At 72.2% G+C, this 21447-nt stretch carries 18 protein-coding genes and 1 pseudogene; 12 read left to right on the top strand and 7 right to left on the bottom strand.

All coding sequences use genetic code 11. From position 1 onward, the window contains the following. Window positions 1-107: 107 nt before the first annotated feature. Both IE95_RS0114655 and IE95_RS0114650 read left to right on the top strand, forming a co-directional pair. Window positions 108-704: a hypothetical protein gene (locus IE95_RS0114655; RefSeq protein WP_030152364.1), complete on the top strand. Its 597-nt coding sequence runs from the start codon at window positions 108-110 to the stop codon at window positions 702-704. 298 nt (window positions 705-1002) lie between these two features. Continuing rightward, the gene (locus tag IE95_RS0114650; RefSeq protein WP_206053346.1) at window positions 1003-2211 is read left to right on the top strand and encodes a GAF domain-containing sensor histidine kinase; all 1209 of its coding nucleotides are present in this window, start codon (window positions 1003-1005) and stop codon (window positions 2209-2211) included. 38 nt (window positions 2212-2249) lie between these two features. Here the strand turns inward: IE95_RS0114650 and IE95_RS0114645 are convergent, their stop codons facing one another. The 4 genes from IE95_RS0114645 to IE95_RS0114630 all read right to left on the bottom strand — a co-directional run bounded on the left by IE95_RS0114645 (window position 2250) and on the right by IE95_RS0114630 (window position 4252). Further along, entirely contained in the window at window positions 2250-2567 is a 318-nt protein-coding gene (locus tag IE95_RS0114645; protein WP_129429622.1) for a type II toxin-antitoxin system PemK/MazF family toxin, read from the bottom strand. After that, a complete protein-coding gene (locus tag IE95_RS0114640) occupies window positions 2564-2767 on the bottom strand; it encodes a hypothetical protein (RefSeq protein ID WP_030152361.1) in 204 nt (67 codons plus the stop codon). The genes IE95_RS0114645 and IE95_RS0114640 overlap by 4 nt, the downstream gene beginning before the upstream one ends. Before the next feature lie 98 nt (window positions 2768-2865). Beyond that, window positions 2866-3534, bottom strand: a complete 669-nt coding sequence (locus IE95_RS0114635) for a response regulator (RefSeq protein ID WP_030152360.1) — start codon at window positions 3532-3534, stop codon at window positions 2866-2868. 103 nt (window positions 3535-3637) lie between these two features. After that, window positions 3638-4252, bottom strand: coding sequence for a 1-acyl-sn-glycerol-3-phosphate acyltransferase (locus IE95_RS0114630; protein WP_036572196.1), 615 nt, complete (start codon window positions 4250-4252; stop codon window positions 3638-3640). Between the two features lie 194 nt (window positions 4253-4446). Here IE95_RS0114630 and IE95_RS0114625 point away from each other — a divergent pair, with 194 nt between their 5' ends. From IE95_RS0114625 to IE95_RS19085, 3 genes are all read left to right on the top strand, one after another. Beyond that, complete coding sequence (locus tag IE95_RS0114625) at window positions 4447-4923, top strand: hypothetical protein (RefSeq protein ID WP_030152358.1); 477 nt, start codon at window positions 4447-4449, stop codon at window positions 4921-4923. A gap of 192 nt (window positions 4924-5115) precedes the next feature. Next, a complete protein-coding gene (locus tag IE95_RS0114620) occupies window positions 5116-5430 on the top strand; it encodes a hypothetical protein (protein WP_051703161.1) in 315 nt (104 codons plus the stop codon). 266 nt (window positions 5431-5696) lie between these two features. After that, entirely contained in the window at window positions 5697-6572 is an 876-nt protein-coding gene (locus IE95_RS19085; RefSeq protein ID WP_036572194.1) for a hypothetical protein, read from the top strand. Between the two features lie 183 nt (window positions 6573-6755). On the opposite strand, the gene IE95_RS0114610 is transcribed toward IE95_RS19085, so the two are convergent. Beyond that, window positions 6756-7328, bottom strand: coding sequence for a DUF427 domain-containing protein (locus IE95_RS0114610; RefSeq protein ID WP_051703160.1), 573 nt, complete (start codon window positions 7326-7328; stop codon window positions 6756-6758). Between the two features lie 502 nt (window positions 7329-7830). Continuing rightward, on the bottom strand, window positions 7831-8493 hold the full coding sequence (locus IE95_RS0114605) for a GAP family protein (protein WP_030152355.1): 663 nt from the start codon (window positions 8491-8493) through the stop codon (window positions 7831-7833). Between the two features lie 112 nt (window positions 8494-8605). Between IE95_RS0114605 and IE95_RS0114600 the strand changes: the two genes are divergently transcribed. The 7 genes from IE95_RS0114600 (at window position 8606) to IE95_RS0114570 (ending at window position 21307) form a co-directional block, all read left to right on the top strand. Continuing rightward, window positions 8606-13507 carry a DUF3418 domain-containing protein gene (locus IE95_RS0114600; protein WP_051703168.1) on the top strand — a complete coding sequence of 1634 codons (4902 nt, stop codon included), beginning with the start codon at window positions 8606-8608 and terminating at the stop codon, window positions 13505-13507. Window positions 13508-13666: 159 nt separating this feature from the next. Then, window positions 13667-14440, top strand: a complete 774-nt coding sequence (locus tag IE95_RS0114595) for an SDR family oxidoreductase (RefSeq protein WP_030152353.1) — start codon at window positions 13667-13669, stop codon at window positions 14438-14440. 263 nt (window positions 14441-14703) lie between these two features. After that, window positions 14704-16512 carry a YhgE/Pip domain-containing protein gene (locus tag IE95_RS19080; RefSeq protein ID WP_036572190.1) on the top strand — a complete coding sequence of 603 codons (1809 nt, stop codon included), beginning with the start codon at window positions 14704-14706 and terminating at the stop codon, window positions 16510-16512. A gap of 269 nt (window positions 16513-16781) precedes the next feature. Further along, entirely contained in the window at window positions 16782-17462 is a 681-nt protein-coding gene (locus IE95_RS0114585; RefSeq protein ID WP_030152352.1) for a DNA-3-methyladenine glycosylase I, read from the top strand. A gap of 44 nt (window positions 17463-17506) precedes the next feature. Next, complete coding sequence (locus IE95_RS0114580; protein WP_030152351.1) at window positions 17507-18952, top strand: L-serine ammonia-lyase; 1446 nt, start codon at window positions 17507-17509, stop codon at window positions 18950-18952. A gap of 127 nt (window positions 18953-19079) precedes the next feature. Then, the gene (locus tag IE95_RS0114575) at window positions 19080-20198 is read left to right on the top strand and encodes an App1 family protein phosphatidate phosphatase (protein WP_036572187.1); all 1119 of its coding nucleotides are present in this window, start codon (window positions 19080-19082) and stop codon (window positions 20196-20198) included. Between the two features lie 68 nt (window positions 20199-20266). Continuing rightward, a complete protein-coding gene (locus IE95_RS0114570; protein ID WP_030152349.1) occupies window positions 20267-21307 on the top strand; it encodes a hypothetical protein in 1041 nt (346 codons plus the stop codon). Window positions 21308-21329: 22 nt separating this feature from the next. Here the strand turns inward: IE95_RS0114570 and IE95_RS0114565 are convergent. After that, window positions 21330-21447: pseudogene (locus IE95_RS0114565) on the bottom strand (ferredoxin); the annotation flags it as partial.

Here is a 21447-nt window from a genome sequence, read left to right as displayed (position 1 = left end):
TCCCCGACGTTCCTCGACCTTCGCCCCAGGTCCGGCCCCTCCCGCTCCGGTGGAATGGAGTCAACGCACCGGATGGGGATCCGGTCCTGGAGAGGAAGACAGACGACATGAGTGCAACGATCGAACGTCAGGCCGGCTCGGCCCGCTCGGCCCGAGCAGTACGTGCCGTCCCTCACGAGGTCTCGGGGGCCACCACGACCGCGAGCCTCGCGGTCCGCGGAACCCTCCCGACGCAGGTCGTCCTGGGGATCTTCCGGATCGTCATGGGCTTCTACTTCGTGTGGGCATTCCTCGACAAGACGTTCGGGCTCGGGTTCTCGACCCCCGCGGAGCGTGCCTGGATCAACGGAGGCAGCCCCACGTCCGGCTTCCTCGGAGGCGTCCAGGGTCCGTTCGCGAGCTTCTTCAACGGGATGGCCGGTGCTGCCTGGGCCGACTGGCTCTTCATGGCAGGCCTCCTCGGCATCGGGCTCGCCCTGACGCTCGGGATCGGGATGCGGATCGCGGCCATCGCCGGGACCGTCCTCCTCGGCTTCATGTACCTGGCGTCCCTGCCCCTGACCACCAACCCGATCATCGACAGCCACGTCGTCGAGGCCCTCGCGATCATCTCGCTGGCCATGATCGGCGCCGGTGACACCCTCGGCCTCGGCCGACAGTGGAAGAGCCTGCCGCTCGTCCGCAAGAACTCCTGGTTGGTCTGATCCCCGGTTCGGCGACGCGATCCGCTCGCCACGGCGATACACCCAGGAAGACGCGGGGAACACCAGGGAACGCGAGACCCTGCCCCGCCCGACGGCCCTCCCGGTCACCTCCCGGAGGGCCGTCGCTCTTTCCCCGGCCGGCCGGCCACCCGCCGACCGGCCGGGGACACACCGTCGGGGCTCACGGAGAGACGAGGGGGTAGTGATGGATTACCTGAAGACCTACCACGCACACCAGAGCGCCGTCCCGGTCCTGCCGAGGCCGGTTCCGGTCCGAACGTCTGACAGACTCACGTGGGTGACCGAGTCTCTTCCTTCTGCCGTCGCGCACCGCGTGCTCGACGCCGTCGTCGCCATCACGAGCAACCTCGACCTCGACACGGTGCTGCGCCGCATCGTCGAAGCAGCGATGGACCTCACCGGAGCACGGTACGGGGCGCTCGGCGTCCGCGACGGCGAGCGCCTCGGCCGGTTCGTGCCCGTCGGCATGAACGACTCCGAGGTCGAGGCGATCAGCCACTGGCCCCACGGGCACGGCCTGCTGGGCGAGGTCATCCGCAACCCGCACCCGCTGCGCGTCGACAAGATCGAGGGCTACCCGGCCGCATCCGGCTACCCCGCCGGGCACCCGCCCATGCACACGTTCCTCGGGGTCCCCATCCAGGTCCGCGACTCCGTCTACGGCAACCTGTACCTGACCGACAAGCGCGACGGGTCGCCCTTCACGCGCGACGACGAGGCCGCCGTCCGGGCCCTGGCCGCCGCCGCGGGCGTGGCCGTCGACAACGCGCGCCTGTACGAGGACGGGCGCCGCGTCGCCGTGCTCGAGGACCGCGAGCGCATCGCACGCGACCTGCACGACGTCGTCATCCAGCGCATCTTCGCGTCCGCGATGACCCTCATGAGCACGACCAAGCACATCGAGAACGAGCTCGTGCGCTCGCGCGTCGAGGAAGCGGTCAACGACCTCGACGACACGATCCGCGAGATCCGCTCCACGATCTTCGCGCTCCAGGCCACCACTCCCCCCGAGGCGAGCCTCCAGGAGCGGCTCACCGCGGCGGCCGGCGCCGTGACGTCCGCGCTCGGGTTCGCTCCCTCGATCATCATCGAGAGCGACGACTCCTCGCTCGTGCCCGCCGAGGTCGCGGACCAGCTCGTGGTCGTCGTCGGAGAGGCCCTGACCAACGTGGCCCGCCACGCGCGCGCGTCGCGGGTCGACGTGCGGCTGCGCGTGACCGACGACGCCATCACGCTGTCCGTGGTCGACGACGGGATCGGCTGCACCGGCGTCGACGCGGGCGACCACCGCGGCGGCCTGCACAACCTCGCGACGCGCGCCGAGGCGCTGCGCGGGACCCTGTCCGTCGGACCGGCCGAGGCTGCGGCGCGCGAGCTCGCGGGCGCCGCCGGCGGGCCGGGGGACGCGTCGAGGGCGGACGGGTCGACGGGTGTCGTCCCCACGGGCCGCGGTACCGCGCTCGTGTGGCGGATCCCGAACGCCTGACGGTCAGCCAGGAGCGCCCGCCCGGCTGCGGAGCTCGATCACACCAGCCCGAGGTAGTGGATGACGGCCTGCTCCACCGTGGTGAGCTCGTCGTGGTTGAGGTAGTCGACGGGGTCTCCCACGAGGTAGGCGGTGTCCACGGTCCGGATCTGGTCGACCAGCAGCACGGTCTGCTGCCCGTCGATCACCAGCTCGGGCCTGAACGTCGCCGGTCGGGCGCTGGTCGAGGTGGGCACGACGGTCGCCACCGACCAGTTCATCTCCGAGGGCGAGAGGACGAGCCCGTACCGACGCCCGCCCTGTTCGTGCCCCCGCGGGGCACCGAGGTCGACCCGGTAGACGGCGCCGCGGATCACCAGGCGTCCGGCTCGTCGTTCAGGTTCTCCTCACGCAGCATCTCGGCATCGGCACGCGCCTGGTCGAGCCACTGCTCGTGGGCCACGAGGTGCAGGCCGCGGCGCAGGGCATCGCTCGTGGACATGCCCTTGCGTGCGATCTCCTCCAGGAGCCGGCGTTCCTCGGCGGTCGGTCGGAAGCCGACGGTGCTCTGCGACATGTTCCCACCCTAGGGGCGTGTTGAACATCTGTCGAACACCCACAAGCACTGCGCGACCGACGCACCCCCGTGCGCTCCGCCGTCGGACATCACACCGCTCAGCCGCGCGGGCGGTCCTCCGTGCGCAGCTCGGTCGCGAGGACCGCGACCTGCGTGCGACGCTGCAGCCCGAGCGTCGCGAGGATGTGCGACACGTAGTTCTTGACGGTCTTCTCCGCGAGGAACAGGCGCTCGCCGATCTGCCGGTTCGTCATGCCCTCGCCGATCAGGTCGACGATCTGACGCTCCTGCGGCGACAGCCCCTCGAGGCGGTCGACCTCCTGGGCCTGCGGCGTGCGCAGCCGGTCGAGGATGCGAGCGGTGCTGACCGGGTCGAGCAGCGAACCGCCGCCCGCGATGGTCCGCACGGCACCCACGAGGTCCGAGCCGTGGATCTGCTTGAGGACGTAGCCCGAGGCGCCCGCGAGGACGGCCTGGAACAGCGCCTCGTCGTCCGCGAAGGACGTGAGCATGAGGCAGCCGATCTCCGGCATCTCGGAACGCACGTCGCGGCAGACCTCGACGCCCGAGCCGTCGGGCAGGCGCACGTCGAGCACGGCCACGTCCGGCCGGACGGCGCGGATGCGCGTCAGCGCTGAGGCGGCGGTGCCGGCCTCGCCGACGACCGTGATGTCGTCCTCGGCCTCGAGGAGGGCGGCGACGCCGCGGCGGACGACCTCGTGGTCGTCGAGCAGGAAGACCCGGATCGGGTCGGGGGTGGTGCCCATAGGGAGAACTTATCGGAGTTGCGTCAGAACGAGGGTGCCGGGCCGCGAGACGTGCGCTGCGCCGTCGGGCAGGCGACCAGCACGCCCGACGGCGTCGCCCACCTCAGACCGTCGGCGCAGCCTCGCCCGTGGCCGCGTCCGGCGCCGGCCGGTCCTCCTCGCGCAGGCGCGGCTCCGTGCGACGCGACGGGTCGAACCCGGCCTTGTCCGCGTAGAACGCACGCACCAGGTCCATGTCGGCGCGCACGTGACCCGTGAGCTCGAGCGTGGGGCCGAGGCCCGCGGTCATGGTCGTGCGGTCCACGTAGCCGAGCGTCACTGGCATGCCCGTCTCGCGCGCGATCCGGTAGAAGCCCGACTTCCAGTACTCGCCCTTGCTGCGCGTGCCCTCGGGCGTGATGACGAGCGAGAACACCTCACCCCTGCGCACACGCGACACGATGTCGTCGACGACGCCGCTCGGGTCCGTCCGGTCCACGGGAATCCCGCCGAGCGCCCGCGCGAACGGCCCCATGACGCCCTTGAACAAGGTGTGCTTGCCGAGCCAGCGGACCCTGACGCCCACGCTCGTCGAGATCGCGAGCATGAGCACGAAGTCCCAGTTGGACGTGTGCGGGGCCCCGATGAGGATGCCCGGCCGGTCCGTCGGAGGCTGCTCGGTGCGCAGCGTCCACCTGCTCACGGCCCAGTAGGCGCGCGCCAGGGCGCGGCGGATCATCGGGCGGGGACGCCGGCAAGGCCGGGCGGGGCGAGAGCTACGAGGCGGGGCACGACGGCAACGCTACCCGCGCGGGCGGGCCACCACGGCCGACGCGCCCCGTGCGCCCCTCACCCACGACTGTGGGCGAAATCTCCACCACCTGTCCATGTCCTCCCTGTCTTTTCCCAGGTTCGCCGTGCACACTTCTCCACATGACGTCGCCGAAGACATCAGGACCAGCCGCCCGGCTCGCCGCCGCCAGCTTCCTCGCCCTCGCGATGATGCTGCCGCTGAGCGCGACCGCATCGGCCGCCGAGGTCACCCAGTTCCTCGAGGACACCCAGTGCCAGGTCGACTCGATCGGCGAAGACCTCGAGAAGGCCACGACCCAGCTCTCCACCCTCCCGGCCGACCTGCGCAGCGAGGTCGAGGACGCCGTCGGGAACGCCCAGGCCGCGACCGACGAGGCCAACGCCGCGCTCGCCCAGGCGGCCGCCGACCCGTTCGGCGACGGCCGCGCAGTCCTCGCACTCACCGACGCCCAGGTCGCGCTCGACGCCGCCTCCGCCCAGCTCCGGTACGTCGCCGACAAGACCGTGGCCCAGGGAGCCGACGTCGGATCCACGCTGCGCGACGTGCAGAACACCATCGACCACCTGCGCGGCGAGACGAGCCGCGCGGCGTCCTGACCGCCCGCCCCAGCCCCGGCTCTCCGGGCCCGGTGGGGGCCTCTCTCTCGTTTTTCACCCGCATGGGGAGAAATCCCCCTGTGCAGCGGTGCCGTTCTCCTTCAGAATGAGCACCGCACTTCGTGGCGCCCAGCGTCACGGCCTCCACGCACCCGACAAGGATCGGGTGCGCGACAGAAACGAGAAACCCCCATGACCACCCCCTACGGCGCCCCGCAGGCCCCGCAGTCCGCTCCCGCACCGCAGTACTACGGCGCCCCCGTCGAGGACCCGGGCAAGACGCTCGGCATCGTCGGCTTCATCCTGGCGTTCGTGTGCGCGGTCGCGGGCATCGTCGTCAGCGCCATCGCGAAGAAGAAGTCTCGCGAGGCCGGCTTCGACAACCAGCTCGCCAAGTGGGGCCTCGTCCTGAGCATCGTCTTCACGGTGATCGGCTTCGTCGGCGCGATCCTCTACTTCGTCCTGATCGTCGCGCTGGCCGCGTCGGGCGAGCTCAGCTCGTACTGACCCCCGGTCTCCCACGAGGCCGTCGCCCTTCCCGGGCGGCGGCCTCGCTGCGTCTTCCCGGGGCCCGCTGCCGAGGGTGACGGTGCTGCCCGCCGAAGGTGACCACGTCGGATGCCGAGGGTGACCGACTGGCAGGCCGACGGTGACGGGGTTGCCCGCCGACGGTGACCGCACGGTCACCCTCGACGGGGGATGGCGTCACCCTCGGCATCCGACATGGTCACCCTCGGCGGTCCGGTCCGTCACCCTCGTCGTAGGCTCGGCGCATGTCCGCCGACCTGAGCCCCGCCCACGACGTCCTCCCGTTCGGCCGTGCCCCGCGCCCGGACACCGGCCCCGCGCTCGCCGACCGGCTGCGCGAGGTCATGACCAGGAACCTGGGCGACCACGCCACGGGCCTCGACCGTGCTCGCATCGACGCCGCGACCGTCCCCGACAGCCCGGACGTCCAGAGCCTCGACGTCGACGTGACCGGGCTCGTCGTCCGCGCCATGGGTGCCGCCGACGCCCCCGACCCGGCCGAGAACGTCGAGCACGTCACCGGCCGCGAACCCGCGGTGGCCCGGACCATCCGCGCCCAGGGGCACCCGGTCACGCTCGCCGGTGTCGCCGTCGACCTCGATGCCGAGATCCGCGACCTGCGCTTCACCTGGGTCGAAGGAACCGACGGGTCCCTCTCGATCGAGGAGTCCGGCCAGAGCACCGAGCACCCTGTGAGCGGTCACCTGCGCGCCGCAGCGAGCCGCGACGCCCTCGTCAGCACCGTCCGCGAGCTCGCGACCCAGGCCCTCGCCGACCAGGGCTTCACGCTCACGGCCCTCGATGTGGACATCGCGTCCCGCGGCCCGCGCGCCGCGTCGATCGTGGCCTCGGCGAAGATCCGCAAGGGCTTCCTGTCAGCGAGCGCCCAGATCAACGCGACCGCGTCGATCGACCAGGCCATGGTCCTCACGCTGAGCGACGTGGGGGCTTCGAGCCGCAACCCCGTCGTCGCCGCCCTCCTGCTGGCCGTGCGCGGAAAGCTCGAGGAGGTCGACGGCAAGCGCATCGACCTCGCGTCGTCGCTGCCGCCCGGCGTGACGCTCTCGGACGTCCGGCTCGACGTCGGCGAGCAGCTCGTCCTGAGCGTCCGGGTCGGCTGAGGTCGGGCGGGCCCCACCGGCCCGCCCGCGACCACGGCTCGCCGAACATGCGGTTGGCGTCCGCCGAGCATGCGGTTGGCGTCCGTATCCGGGGTATCTGCGACGGCAACCGCATGCTCGGCACCAGGCGGGGAAGTACCGGGCTGGGAGGTACCGGGCTGGGAGGTACCGGGCGGACGCTGGTCAGCGGCGTCCGCGGGGGAAGAACAGGCTCTCGGGACGCGGCATCCGGGCGCCGTCGAGCATGAGGTCGGTCCGCTCGCACCAGAACGCGACGTACCCGCGCACCCTCTCGCCGTCCGACAGCGGGTCCTCGTAGCTCCAGCCGATGTCGGCGCCGTCGGGGTCGCCCGACGCGAGCGACCAGTAGCGCGCCTGCCCCTTGTAGGCGCAGTCGCTCGTCGTCGGGCTCGGCGTCAGGACCTCCCAGCGCACGTCCTCGGGGGGGACGTACCAGCGCAGCGGCAGGTACGTCTCGGTGAGCGCCATGGCCCGGTCGCTGTCGGCGAGCACCACGCCGCCCAGGGAGACGACGACGTGGCGCGCGCTGGGCACGACGTCGACCCGTTTGAAGGGGTCACGCGGGTGAGCGGCCAGAGGTTGCTCCTCGGCGAACCAGTCGAATGCCTGGAAGTCGACGGCGACGTAGCCGGCGAGGTCCTCGTCGTCGGCTCGGAAGAACGGGGCGGTCGCGCCGTCCTCGGCGCCTTTCCGTGCCCTCGAACCACATCTCGGTCCCCGGGACCGCGAGGACAAGACCCGCGCGGTCTATCTCCATGCCTGTCTCCGCCAGGTCTCGGACGAAAGCACTACCAACGCCAGCGTTCGCGAGCGGTTCAGCATCCCTGACCAGAGTTCAGCGCAGGCGTCCAAGCTCCTCAACGACGCCGTCTCAGACGGGCTCATCGCGGTCTTCGACCCCAGTGCCGGGTACCGGGCTCGCCGCTACATCCCCCTCTGGGCAGCCGACGACGCCGTTGTTTGACCGTTGCTTCACTCACAGCTCCCTTCGTCGCAACTTGGGCCGCGGCGCAGGGCCCTGACCTGCACTAATGCACCACCAAGGCGACTCAGATTGCTTGTTGCTTGCTTCACTCGCCATGTCCGATGTGCCCTTGCACTCTCGGCGCAGGGCCCACGTCGCACTGTCAGGTCGCCGTTTCAGCGTGGGCTTCGTTCAGTACATGAAGGTCTGTGAGACACCAGGCACGGGAACGGCGCTCGAGGCCCCTAGGGGCACGCAACCCCAAACCAGGCCCTACAGCTCTCCGATCGCGTTCCCCAGGACCGTCGCCCCGATCACGAGCAGCAGTACGCCCATGACGAGCGACGTGTTGGCCGTCAGCCACTCCCGCAGGCGGTCGAGCCACGGCGCGACGCGGGCGGGGGCCACGAGCGTCGCGACGAGGGGAACCAGGACCGACAGCCCGCCCACCAGTACGAACGCCAGCACGACCACGACCTCCTGCACGAACCCGAGCGCCGCGCCACCCACCGAGACGCCCGCGGCGACCACGAACGCGAGCTCCTTGGGGTTGGCGACCGTGATCAACGCACCGAGGACGAGACCGCGCGCAGGTGACGCGTCCGCGATCGAGGCCAACCAGCCGGGGAGGCTCGCCGACTCGTCCTCGGGCTTGGGGCGCCACTGCGTGAGACCGAGCAGCATGAGCGCGGCTCCCAGGACGATCCGTACCCAGACCGGGAGCTCGCTCGACCCCAGGAGATGCTCGACGACGTCCGACGCCGCGACGACGACGCCGAGCAGGGCCGCGAGCGCGAGCAGCCGGCCCACGACGAAGGTCACGCCCGAGGCGCGCCCCCGGTCCGAGGTCAGGAGCAGCGCGAGGGCGATGATCGGCAGCGGGCTCAGCGCGACAGCCACTGCGAGGGGAAGTGCTGCGCCGACGACCTCGGCCATGGAGTTCACATCGTCACCGTAGACCGCCGCGCTGCCGCCCGCTCCCACGTTTCGCGCAGCCGTGTCATGTCCGGGCAATTGAAGTTGCGACCGCTTGAGAGAATGGTTGGTCGTGAGCACCGAACCGCACGGCCCCGCACGGCCCGCCGTGGACAGCCCTGCGAGCGCCCCCACGGGCGAGGCGGGACGCGAGCCGCGCACGGGCGCGAGCCCACGCCGCCGACGCGGAGGACGCGGACGGGCGAAGCCCCAGGTCAGCGAGCAGAACCCCTCCCCCGAGCAGGCCGCCGGCGGCCAGGACTCGGCCCGCCGCAGCAGGACCGACCGGGCCCGCGGTGAGAGAACTCCCGAAGGTGAGAAGAGAGACCGGGGCGAGCGTCCGACGTCGGGCACCTCGAAGCGTGGCAACCAGCGCGGCGCCCGCCGCCAGCAGGTGAGCCTCGCCCAGCTCACGAAGGCCGCCGAGCGGCGCGCGCAGGTCGTCGTGCCGCCCATCACCTATCCCGAGCAGCTGCCCGTCTCGGCGCGGCGCGAGGACATCGCGAGGGCCATCGCGGAGAACCAGGTCGTGATCGTCGCGGGCGAGACGGGCTCGGGCAAGACGACGCAGCTCCCCAAGATCGCGCTGGAGCTGGGGCGTGGCCGCAAGGGCCAGATCGGGCACACGCAGCCGCGCCGGATCGCGGCGCGCACGGTCGCGGAGCGCATCGCCGAAGAAATTGGGACGCCGCTGGGTGAGATCGTCGGCTACCAGGTGCGCTTCACGGACCAGTCGAGCGACCAGACGCTCGTCAAGGTCATGACCGACGGGATCCTGCTCGCGCAGATCCAGCGCGACCCGCAGCTCCTCGCGTACGACACGCTCATCATCGACGAGGCGCACGAGCGCTCGCTCAACATCGACTTCCTGCTCGGGTATCTCACGCGGCTCCTGCCGCAGCGTCCCGACCTCAAGGTCGTCATCACGTCGGCGACGATCGACTCGCAGCGGTTCGCGCGGCACTTCGCGCCGGGCGGTCCCCTGCCGCCGCTCACGGCCGACGAGCTGGCCGCGGCTGAGCTGTCAGAACCAGCGAGCGCCATGGCCCACGCTGGTTCTGACACCACCGTGGGGCCCGACGACGCCACGCACCTTCCGCCGACGGCGCCCGTCATCGAGGTCACGGGTCGTACGTTCCCCGTCGAGATCCGGTACCGACCGCTGTCGCCCGACGTCGACCCGGAGTCGGGCAAGGCCAAGCGCGCCCCCGCGAAGGGCACCCAGGAGAAGGACCTCGTCACGGGCATCGTCGACGCGGTCACCGAGCTCATGGCCGAGGGCCCGGGCGACGTCCTGGTGTTCCTGTCGGGCGAGCGCGAGATCCACGACGCGGCCGACGCCCTCGAGTCCCGCCTGGGCGAGCGCACACGCGACGCCAAGCGCCCCGACTTCGTCGAGATCCTGCCGCTCTACGCGCGCCTGTCCTCGGCCGAGCAGCACCGCGTGTTCCAGGCGCACTCCTCGCGCCGCGTGGTGCTCGCGACCAACGTCGCCGAGACGTCGCTGACGGTCCCGGGCATCCACTACGTCGTCGACCCGGGCACGGCCCGCATCTCGCGCTACTCCAAGGCGACCAAGGTGCAGCGCCTGCCGATCGAGCCCATCGCGCAGGCCAGCGCCAACCAGCGCTCGGGGCGCTCGGGCCGTGTCGCGGACGGCATCGCGATCCGCCTGTACTCCGAGGAGGACTTCCTCTCCCGCCCGGAGTTCACCGAGCCGGAGATCCTGCGCACGTCGCTCGCGTCGGTCCTGCTGCAGATGATCTCGGTGGGCGTGGTCTCCTCGCCCGACGACGTCGCGCGCTTCCCGTTCGTCGAGCCCCCGGACACGCGCTCGATCCGGGACGGCGTGCAGCTCCTGACCGAGCTCGGTGCGCTCGAGACCGTGACCGGCGACGTGTCAGAACGAGCGAGGTCTGGAGACCACGCTCGTTCTGACACGTCGACGACGCGGCTCACCGAGGTCGGTCGGGTTCTTGCCCAGCTGCCCATGGACCCGCGCCTGGCCCGCATGATCTGGGAGGGCTCGCGCCGTGGCGTCGCGCGCGAGGTCGCGATCATCGCGGCCGTCATGTCCATCCAGGACCCACGCGAGCGCCCCGCCGAGTATCGCGCCCAGGCGGACCAGCTCCACGCCCGCTTCGCCGACCCCCGCTCCGACTTCCTCACGTACCTCAACCTGTGGGAGTACGTGCGCGAGCAGCAGCACGAGCTGTCGTCGTCGGCGTTCCGGCGCCAGTGCAAGGCCGAGTACATCAACTTCCTGCGCGTGCGCGAGTGGCAGGACGTCGTCGCGCAGCTCCGTGAGATGAGCAAGCCCCTCGGCATCGACATGTCGTACACGCCCCGCACCCGCGGCGACGCGACCTCCGGGAGGGGAGCGACGCCGTCGGGCACCACGATCGCCGAGGCGACCGACCAGCCCGTCGAGCGCCGCCTCACCTGGGACGACGACACCATCCACCAGTCGCTCCTCGCCGGGCTGCTGTCGCAGATCGGCATGCAGGAGGCGACCGAGGTCAAGGCGTCGTCCGTCGCGCACCTGCGCGGCCCGCAGAAGGAGCTCGCCATGAAGCGGGCCAAGAAGCAGGCCCGCAACGAGTACCTCGGCGCGCGCGGCGCACGCTTCGCGATCTTCCCCGGCTCTCCCCTGTCCAAGAAGCCCCCCGTATGGGTCATGGCGGGCGAGCTCGTCGAGACCAGCCGCCTGTGGGGCCGTGACGTCGCGAAGATCCAGCCCGAGTGGGCCGAGGAGCTCGCCGGGCACCTCGTCAAGCGCACCTACTCCGAGCCGCACTGGTCCACCAAGCAGGGCGCCGCGCAGGCCAAGGAGAAGGTCCTGCTCTACGGCGTGCCCATCGTGGCCGACCGCACCGTGCTCTACGGCAAGGTCGATCCCGAGGCCGCGCGCGAGATGTTCGTCCGCCACGCCCTCGTCCAGGGCGAGTGGACCACTCACCACCAGTTCTTCCACGAGAACCGTCGCCTGCTCGAAGAGGCCGAGGAGCTCGAGGCGCGCTCCCGACAGCGCGGCCTCGTGGTCGACGACGACGTGCTGTTCGCGTTCTACGACGAGCGCATCCCCGAGGACGTCGTCTCGGCCCGCCACTTCGACACCTGGTGGAAGTCCGCCAAGCGCCGCGACCCCGACCTGCTCACGTTCACGCTCGAACAGCTCGTGCCCGACGCCGAGTCCGTCGACACCTCGCTGTTCCCCGAGACGTGGGCCCAGGGCGACCTCACACTCCCCCTGACCTACCAGTTCCAGCCCGGTACAGATGCCGATGGCGTGACCGTACACATACCCATCAGCGTGCTGAACCGCGTCGTCCCCGACGGCTTCGACTGGATGGTCCCCGGGCTCCTCGACGAGCTCGCGACCGCGACCATCCGCTCGCTGCCCAAGCCCGTGCGCGTCCAGCTCGTCCCCGCCCCCGACGTCGCGCGCGACGTCGTCGGCTGGCTCCGCGACAACACGCCCGCCTGGGAGGACGTCACCCGCGCGGGCGACATGGCAGAGCCCTTCCACGTCGCGTTCACGCGCGCCGTCCGCGCCCTGCGCGACGTGATCATCCCCGACGACGCCTGGGACGACGCCCGTACCGAACGCCTCCCCGCCCACCTGCGCATGACGTTCCGCGTCATCGAGGAACGCCGCGGCGGCGAGGTCGTGCTCGACGAGTCCAAGGACCTCGTCTCGCTCCAACGACGCCTCGCGCCCCAGGCGCAGGCCGCGGTGCGGGCGGCGGTCAAGGGGGCGGTCGGTGCGGCGTTGCGTGAGGCTGCTGTGGCTGCTGAGGCTGCTGAGGCTGGGGCTGGGTCGGGGGACGCGGGGAGGGGGGCGCCGGCTCGAGGTCTACCATCCGCGTCGCTCGTTCCTCGCGACGCTCCCGCCAGCCCCGCCACGCCCTCCGGCGCCGCCGCCCCCCTCCCCGCGTCCGCTTCCGGCTCGCCGTCCGCAGGGCGACCCGGTGGTGGCTCAGGGGGTGCTGGTGCGTCGCGGGCGCCCGACGGCGGCGCGCCGTCCGTGGTCGTCGCCGAGGCGACCGGGCTCACCACATGGCCCACGGGGCTCCCCGACGGGGTGCTGCCCGAGGTCGTGTCGACGCCCGCCGGGGCCGGCATGGTCGTGCGCGGGTACCCCGCGCTCGTCGAGGAGGTCGACGCCAAGGGCAAGCCGTCGGTCGCGTTACGGGTGCTCGCCGACCGCTCGACGCAGGACCGTGAGCACGCGCGCGGCGTCCGGCGGCTGCTGCTCGGCGAGACGGCCCTGCAGAGCGCGCGGGTCACGAGCCGCTGGACCGGGACGCAGTCCCTGACCATGGCCGCGAGCCCGTACCGGAACACCGAGGCGCTGGTCGCCGACCTGCAGCTCGCGGCCATCATCGCACTCACGTCGGGGGCCAAGGCCTCGCAGTACGGGCCGCTGCCTGATGCTGTACAGATCCGGAGCGCCGATTCGTACGTCGCTACGCGGGACCTCGTGAAGCGGCACCTCGAGAGCGAGGTGCACCAGATCGTCGGGCACGTCGTCGCCGCGCTCACGGCCGCACGGAACCTGGACGGCGAGATCCGGTCGGCCAACAGCCTCGCGCTGCTCAACACGCTCCAGGACGTGCGCGACCAGGTCGCCGGGCTCGTGGGCGTGGGCTTCGTGTCCCGCACCCCGGCCCACAGGCTGCCGCACCTGACCCGCTACCTGCGAGCCGCGTCGTACCGGATCGAGAAGGCCGCGACCAACCCGCACCGCGACGCCGAGCTCGCGTGGCGCGTGCACGACGTCGAGGAGGCGTACGCCAAGGCACGTGCGTCCTACGCGGCCGGCCCCGCAGACCCGGCTCGCCTCGCCGAGCTCGACGAGGCCCGGTGGCTCATCGAGGAGCTCCGGGTGTCGCTGTTCGCGCAGCAGCTCGGGACCGATGGGCCCGTGAGCGAGAAGCGCATCCGGAAGGTGCTCGCGCCGGGCGGCTGGTAGGCGGTCGCCCGGCAGGTGGACCGCGCCGGGCCGAGCGCGGGACCTTCGTCACGATCCCCGCGGCGGAGGTCCCAGGTGCCCGTTTTCCGCGGTTCTGCCACCTAACCTGAAGGGGACGGCCAGGGATCGCTGGCCGCACCTGTTGCTCTGGAGGGCATCATGCGCACCGTCGTCGTCACCGGAACCGCCTCGGGCATCGGCAAGGCCCTCAAGGGGATGCTGGAGGCCGACGGCCAGCGTGTCATCGGCGTCGACCTGCGTGACGCCGACGTCACGGTCGACCTCACGACCGCTGCGGGTCGCGCCGCGCTCGTCGACCAGGTCACCGCACTCAGCGGCGGCACGATCGACGCGGTCGTCGCCAACGCGGGCCTGTCGAACGGCAGCCCGGCGACGCTCGCGGTCAACTACTTCGGCGCCCTCGCGACGCTTGAGGGCCTGCGCCCGCTGCTCGCGGGCTCGGACGCCCCGCGCGCCGCCGTGACGTGCTCCATGGCGAGCCTCCTGCCCGTCGACGACCAGCTCGTCGAGCTGACCGTCGCGGGCGACGAGGCCGCGGCACTGGCACGCGCGGCCGAGCTCGCTGCGGCCGGGACGGGCGACATCATCTACGGCAGCAGCAAGGCCGCGGTCGCGCACTGGCTGCGCCGCGTCGCGCCGAGCGCGGACTGGGCCGGGGCCGGCATCCCCCTCAACGCGATCGGCCCGGGCATCGTCCAGACCGGCATGACGGCCGAGATGCTCGCGACCGAGGAGTCGACCAAGGCCGTCGAGTCCCACGTCCCCATGCCGCTCGGCGGGATCATGGGTCCCGAGGTTCCCGCGAACCTCCTGCGTTTCCTCGTCTCCCCGGAGAACAGCCACATGTGCGGACAGGTCGTCTTCGTAGACGGCGGTTCGGACGTGGTCATCCGGGGCGACAAGGTCTGGTGACCTGACCGGCTCACCTCGAGGAGGCGGCCCGACGGCGTCACGCGCGTGACGTCGTCGGGCCGCCTTCTGCGTGCCACGAGCCGCGAGCCGCGGCGGGTCTTTACCAACTTGTGATTTTCGAAGTATCAGATACTTGCTTTCCTCCCCCTCGCGGCCGTTGCTAGCGTCGACGGTGATTTATCTGATACTCGGAGTTGCACCAAGGTGATGGGCGCTCCGGGGTCAGACCGGCAACGACGCCGGCCACGAGAGGACCCTCGCACATGACGAACCACGCCTTCCCGCGCCCTTCGCGCGCGCACTCAGCCCTGACCATCGGCGCCCTCGTCGTGCTGACGCTCGCCGTCGTCGCGCTCGTCGCCTACCTGTTGATCTTCAACGGCAAGGTCGCCGACGGCGCCACGCGCCTCGACGACGGAGCCACCCGTCTCGAAGCGGGCGCGGCCGAGCTCGCCGACGGCGCCGCACGCGCCCAGGAGGGCGCAGGCAGGCTCGCCGACGGCTCGAAGGACCTCGAGGACGGTGCCGAGACCCTCTCGGCCGGAGCGACCCAGGCGTCCACCGGAGCGACCCAGCTCGCCACAGGCAGCATGACTGCGCTCGACGGCGCCGCCCAGCTCGCTGCCGGGGCCGACGAGCTCAACGCCGGAGCGGCCAGGCTCGCACCGGGGGCGGCCGACGCCTCGACCGGCGCGAACAAGCTGGCCGCCGGCGCACGGACGCTCAACGGCAAGCTGGCCGCGGAGCTCGCACCCGGTGCGGCCAAGGTCGCCGACGGCGCAGCCCAGCTCCATGCCGGTTCCGGCGAGCTCAGCGGCAAGCTCGCGACCGAGCTCGCACCCGGCGCAGCGGACCTCGCACAGGGCGCGTCGAACGTCTCTGCCGGTGCGGCCGCCGCGTCCACGAAGAGCGGAGCGCTCGCCTCCGGAGCACGTGACGTCTCGGACGGCGCAACCGCCCTCGCGACCGGATCGGCTGCGGTCGCTGCCGGGGCATCGCAGGTTCAGGCCGGTGCCGGCGCACTGTCGGCGGGGATCGACAAGGCTGCGGGCGCCGCAGAGTCCCTGCGGGCCGGGGCCGCTGGTGTCTCCGCGGGGGCCGACGGCGTCCAGGCCGGGGCCGCGTCGCTCGCAGAGAACCTGACGGCTCTCGCCGCATCGGTGCCCGCCGACTCGCCCCTCAAGGCTCAGCTCGACCGCCTCGTCGGCGCCGCAGGAGACCTCTCCGCAGGGACGTCGACGCTGAAGGGCGGGGCGGCGGCAGTGGCCCAGGGAACTGCTGACCTCCACGGCGGGTTCACGGCCGAGAAGGGGCTCGTGAACAGCGCTCGCGCACTGAGCACAGGTGCTGCCGGGCTGCGGTCGGGGAGCGCGGACCTGGACGAGGGAGCCCAGTCGCTCAAGGTCGGAGCCCAGCAGGTCGCGGACGGCTCCGCTCTGCTGTCCACCGGGTTGAGCGACCTCTCGAGCGGGGCAGCGCGGGTGAACGCGGGATCGCAGCGGGTCTCCGACGGCGCAGCCGCCGCAGCCACCGGCGCCACCACCCTCAACGTCAAGCTCGGCGAGCTCGCCCCCGGCGCGGCGAAGGTCTCGGTCGGTGCGCTGGCGGCGGCGGAGGGTTCGGGAACCCTCTCGACGGGCGCCAAGGACCTCGCCGCGGGCAACGCCCAGCTCGCCACGGGCGCCAAGGACCTGTTCGCGGGCACCACGAAGCTCGAGGACGGGTCGCTCGACCTCCACACGGGCATCAACGCCCTGTCGAGCGGTGCGGCGACGCTCGCCGCGGGCAACACCGCACTCGCCGAGGGGGCGGGCACCCTGCACGCCGGCACGACGACCCTCGCGGACGGCGCGGGCGAGCTCGCGGAGGGCAGCTCGACGCTCGCCGACGGTGCGGGCACGCTCGCGGACGGCACGGTCGAGATCTCGGACGGTACGACCAAGATGAGGTCGGACGTCGAGAACAGCCCGGCCGGAAAGCTCTCGCTCGGCATGTCGGCGATCGCGGGCGGGAGCCTGCTCGCCGGTGTCGTCGGGGTCGGACTGGGGTTGCGCCGCCGGCTCACCATCTGACCGGCTGACCTGCGTGATCCCGCGCGGCGCCTCACAGTCGACGGTGACGCCGCGCTTCTCGAGGGTGGCGGGGCCGCGTCCATGACCTGGACGCGGCTCCCGCCGCCCTCGCTCTGCGGCCGCCTTGCCGCGACGCGGCTCGGCGCCGGGCTCCGCCGGGCCAGGAGGCTGTGGATGCGAGCCGTGCACAGGCGGTCCACCGGGACCCGCCCCCACAGGACGACCGCGCGGCGGGTCATGCGTGGGTGCCGTGCGGAAGAGTGGGAGCCATGACCACGACCGAGGCCACCGGCCAGCACGTCCCCGAGCCCACCGCGCCGCTCGCCGCGCCGGCCGACGCCCCCGCGAGTCCTCCCGCTGGCGCCCGCTGCTTCGGCGACGGTGATCCGCTCTACGAGGCGTACCACGACACCGAGTGGGGGCTCCCCGTCCACGGGGACGAGGCTCTGTTCGAGCGGCTGGCGCTCGAGGCCTTCCAGTCCGGCCTCGCGTGGATCACGGTGCTGCGCAAGCGCCCCGCGTTCCGCGAAGCGTTCGCGGGCTTCGACCCGGAGGTCGTCGCGCAGTTCTCCGAGGAGGACGTCGAGCGCCTGCTCCAGGACGCCTCGATCATCCGCAACCGGATGAAGATCGAGGCGACCGTCTCCAACGCGCGCGCCCTGCTGGCGCTGCACGAGCAGGGCAGGACGCTCGACGAGCTCGTCTGGTCGTTCGCCCCGGGCGGTTCGCGCGCGCCCGACGGCGGCACTCCCCTCGGTCGCCCACGTCCCGCGACCTTCGCGGACCTCGCGGCCAGCACTCCCGAGTCGGTCGCCCTGGCCAAGGCGCTCAAGAAGGAGGGTTTCCGCTTCATCGGCCCGACGACGGCCTACGCGGCGATGCAGGCGTGCGGGCTCGTGGACGACCACCTGGCGACGTGCCCGGTCGTGACCGACGAGCATTTGCTATAGCAGAACGGTTCCATCTTCTGAGACAGGATGCGATCATGAGGACCATGTCCTCGTACGTCAGCGTCCTCGACCTCTTCTCGGTCGGCATCGGACCCTCGAGCTCCCACACCGTCGGCCCCATGCGAGCGGGCACCACGTTCGCGCGCTCGCTCGACGAGCAGGGGGCCCTCGACCAGGTCACGGCGGTCAAGGTCGTGCTGTGCGGCTCGCTCGGCGCGACGGGGATCGGGCACGGGACACCGGACGCGGTCGTCGCAGGCCTGCGCGGACTCGACCCGGAGACGTGCGACCCCGACGACGTCCCGGGGAGCTGGGAGCGCCTGGGCGACGGCCACGAGGTCCGGCTGCTCGGCCGCCGGGTCGTGACCATGGCGACCGCCGACGTCCGCCTCGCACCGCTCACCCGGTTGCCCGGCCACCCCAACGGAATGCGTTTCACGGCCTTCGACGCGGCCGGTGACGTGGTCGCCGAGCAGGTGTACTACTCGGTCGGCGGGGGCTTCGTCCTCACCGAGCAGGAGCTCGAGGCCGCCGCCGCGAACGAGGAGGCCCAGCACGCCGCCGAGCTCGCGGGTGCACCGATCGACCCAGCGACCGAGCCCTCGGACGTCCCGCACCCGTTCGCCAACGCGGCCGAGCTCCTCGCGTCGTGCACGCTCGACGGCCGGAGCATCGCCGAGACCGCGTGGGAGAACGAGGTGTCGCTGCGCCCTGCCGCGCAGGTCGGGGCGGGGCTCGACCGGATCTGGCGCACCATGAGCGAGTGCGTCGATGCGGGCCTCGAACGCCAGGGCATGCTTCCGGGACGGCTCAAGGTCCGGCGCCGGGCGAGCGCGCAGCGCGAGAGGCTCGAGGCGGCAGAAGCAGACGGTGCCTCCGACCTCTCGATCGAGTGGCTCCAGGCGTACGCCATGGCGGTCAACGAGGAGAACGCCGACGCCCGCCGCGTCGTCACGGCCCCCACCAACGGGGCGGCCGGGATCATCCCGGCCGTCGGTCGGCACTTCCTGCGCATCCACCCGGACCTCGCGGCCGACGAGGAAGCCACGCGCCAGGCCATGCGCACCTACCTGCTCACCGCGGGCGCGATCGGTGCGCTGTACAAGCGCAACGCCTCGATCTCCGGCGCGGAGGCCGGGTGCCAGGGGGAGGTCGGCTCGGCGTGCTCCATGGCCGCGGGCGCCATCTGCGCGGTGCTCGGCGGCACCCCGGCGCAGGTCGAGAACGCCGCGGAGATCGCGATGGAGCACAACCTCGGGCTCACGTGCGACCCGGTCGGCGGTCTGGTCCAGGTCCCCTGCATCGAGCGCAACGCGATCGCGGCGTGCACCGCGGTCTCGGCCGCCAAGCTCGCCCTCCAGGGCGACGGCGCGCACGTCGTCTCGCTCGACACCGTGATCGAGACGATGCGCCAGACGGGCCTCGACATGTCGACCAAGTACAAGGAGACGTCGACGGGTGGCCTCGCGGTCAACGTCATCGAGTGCTGAGAGCAGCCGGGGGATCTGCGTCTGCGGCCGCCGCACGTCCTGACCGGCGGGCTCTCCCTGGTTCAGCCGATGAACGACGTGTCCGTGTGCCAAGGTGGGAGACCAGCACCTTCGACGAGCGGATCCCATGCACCAGACGCATCTCCCGTCCCCGACTCCTCCCGTGCAGCGGCTGCACCTCTCGGCCCGCCTCGAGGACCGTGTCCGTGCGGCTGCGGTGAGGTTCCTGCGGTCGCGGGGCTGGACCCCGCGCATCGAGGCGTACGTCGGGTACGGCAACGAGGGGTCGGTGCGCGTGCTGGCACGGGTGCTGCTGAGCCGCCCGCACCGCCGGTCCGACCTGGTCTGGAACCGACGTGGGTGGCGCAACTACCTCACGGTCTCCGCGCCGGGCGAGGTGGTGCGCGCGTCGGTCACGCGGACCGACGGGTCGGGCCAGGAGGAGCGCCTGGTGACGGACCTGCCCGCCGACCGCGACGGGTACGTGGACGGGATGCTGGACGTCGCGCTCGCCCCGGGGTGGCACGACGTCCAGCTCGCCACGGCGAGCGGCGCGGTCGCGACGGCGCGGGTCTTCGTGGTCGGGCCGGGGCGGCGCCTGGGCGTCATCAGCGACATCGACGACACCGTCATGATCACGATGGTCCCCAGCCTGCTGCGTGCGGTGTGGAACACGTTCGGGCTGCACGCGAGCGAGCGTCGCCCGGTGCCCGGCATGGCCGACCTCTACCAGGGCATCGCCTCTGTACATCCGGACGCACCCTTCGTGTACCTTTCCAACGGCGCGTGGAACTCTGCGGGCAACCTGGAGCGATTCCTCGACCACAACGGCTTCCCGCCCGGCGCCCTCCTCCTGACCGACTGGGGGCCCACCGCCACGGGCTGGTTCCGCAGCGGGCAGGAGCACAAGGGCAACGCGATCGACCGGCTCGTGCGCGAGCTGCCCGACGTCGGCTGGCTGCTCCTCGGCGACGACGGTCAGCACGACCCCGCGATCTACGCCGCCGCCGCGACACGCCACCCGACGCACGTCGCCGCGATCGGCATCCGCCAGCTCAGTCCCGCGCAGAGAATCCTCGCCCACGAACCTCCCGCGCCGTCGTCGGGCAAGAACGGCGGGACCTTCCTCGGGACGGTCGCCGCACCGGGGTCGCGCCGCACCCGGCGCCCGGCACACGGCGTCCCCACGGCAGGCGGGCCCGACGGCGGGGCGCTCGCTCGCGCACTCGGGCGCGCCCTGCGCTGAACCTGGCCTGGGACAGGGCTCGTGACGTCCGGGATGCCCCGTCCGTCACGAGATGTTTCGCTGGAGGCATGACCGACGACAAGGAGCGACCAGGCCCGTCCGGCGACCAGGACCCCACGGAACCGATCCGGCCCGACTTCCCGGCGCCAGGCGGCATCACCGGGGGGAGCGTCCCGCCCGCCGAGCCCATCCCGAACGCGGCGGACCCGTTCTCCGCGACGGGAGCCTCGACGCCGCCCGGCGGGCCCGGCGAGCCACCACCAGGGGGCCCGGCCGAGCCGCCGAGCAACCGCGCGTGGTGGTGGGCGCTGGGCGGCCTGGTTCTCCTCGGGATCGTGGCGGTCGGCATCTGGCTCGCGACCCGCGGTGACGCGGACGGTGACGCCGCCGCCTCGCCCGCCCCGACGCCGTCGGCCACCGTGAGCTCACCGAGCCCGTCCGACGAGCCGACCCCCGAGCCCACGACCACCACGCCCCCGCCCGCCGCGGGCTGCACCGCGACCGACGCCGGCACGCCCGCGGGCGCGAGCACGCACCAGATCCTCGACGTCGACGGCGACGGGCGCCCCGACACCGCCTGGCTCACCGGAGGCGCCGACCGGACGTTCGGCATCACCACCGCGTCGGGAGCGACGTTCTCCGCTCCCGTCGCGTCCGCGAGCCCCGTCCCGGCGAGCGCGATCGTCAACCTCGTCGCGGCGGGTGACAGCGAGGCGCCGATCGCGCTCGTCGACGTGGGACGCGAGGTCCTGCTGTTCTCCGTCGCGGACTGCGCCGTGACCGTGACGCAGAACGCCCAGGGCCAGCCGTACACGTTCGACAAGGGGTTCAGCGGCTTCGGTACAGGAGTCGGCTGCACGTCCGCGGACGGCGTCCTGCGCCTGGCCGGGCTGAACGCGACCTCGGCCGACGGCTCGACCTACACCGTCGAGCGGACGTTCGTCGACCTCGACGCGGAAGCACGGAACGCCACGAACGGTCAGGCGGAGACCGTCGCCGAAGGCGCTGCGGCGACCGATCCCGTCGTCGTCACCGCGCAGGAGACGAGCTGCGGCGACCTCGTCGCGGGCGGCGCGGACCCGGGCGGGCCGGTCGAGCCGCAGGGCTGACACCTGTCGAGAACGGCCGCTCTCAGGCCTGCGGGGCCAGTGCCGCGATCATCGGGTCGTCCTTGTCGATCATGCCCATCTTCGCCGCACCACCCGGCGACCCCAGATCATCGAAGAACTCCACGTTCGCCCGGTAGTAG

The sequence above is a fragment of the Oerskovia turbata genome (assembly GCF_000718325.1).
GTDB classification, from domain to species: Bacteria; Actinomycetota; Actinomycetes; order Actinomycetales; family Cellulomonadaceae; genus Oerskovia; species Oerskovia turbata.
Note: the sequence above shows the minus strand (reverse complement) of the source record. Positions and strands in the feature narration are given on the sequence as shown.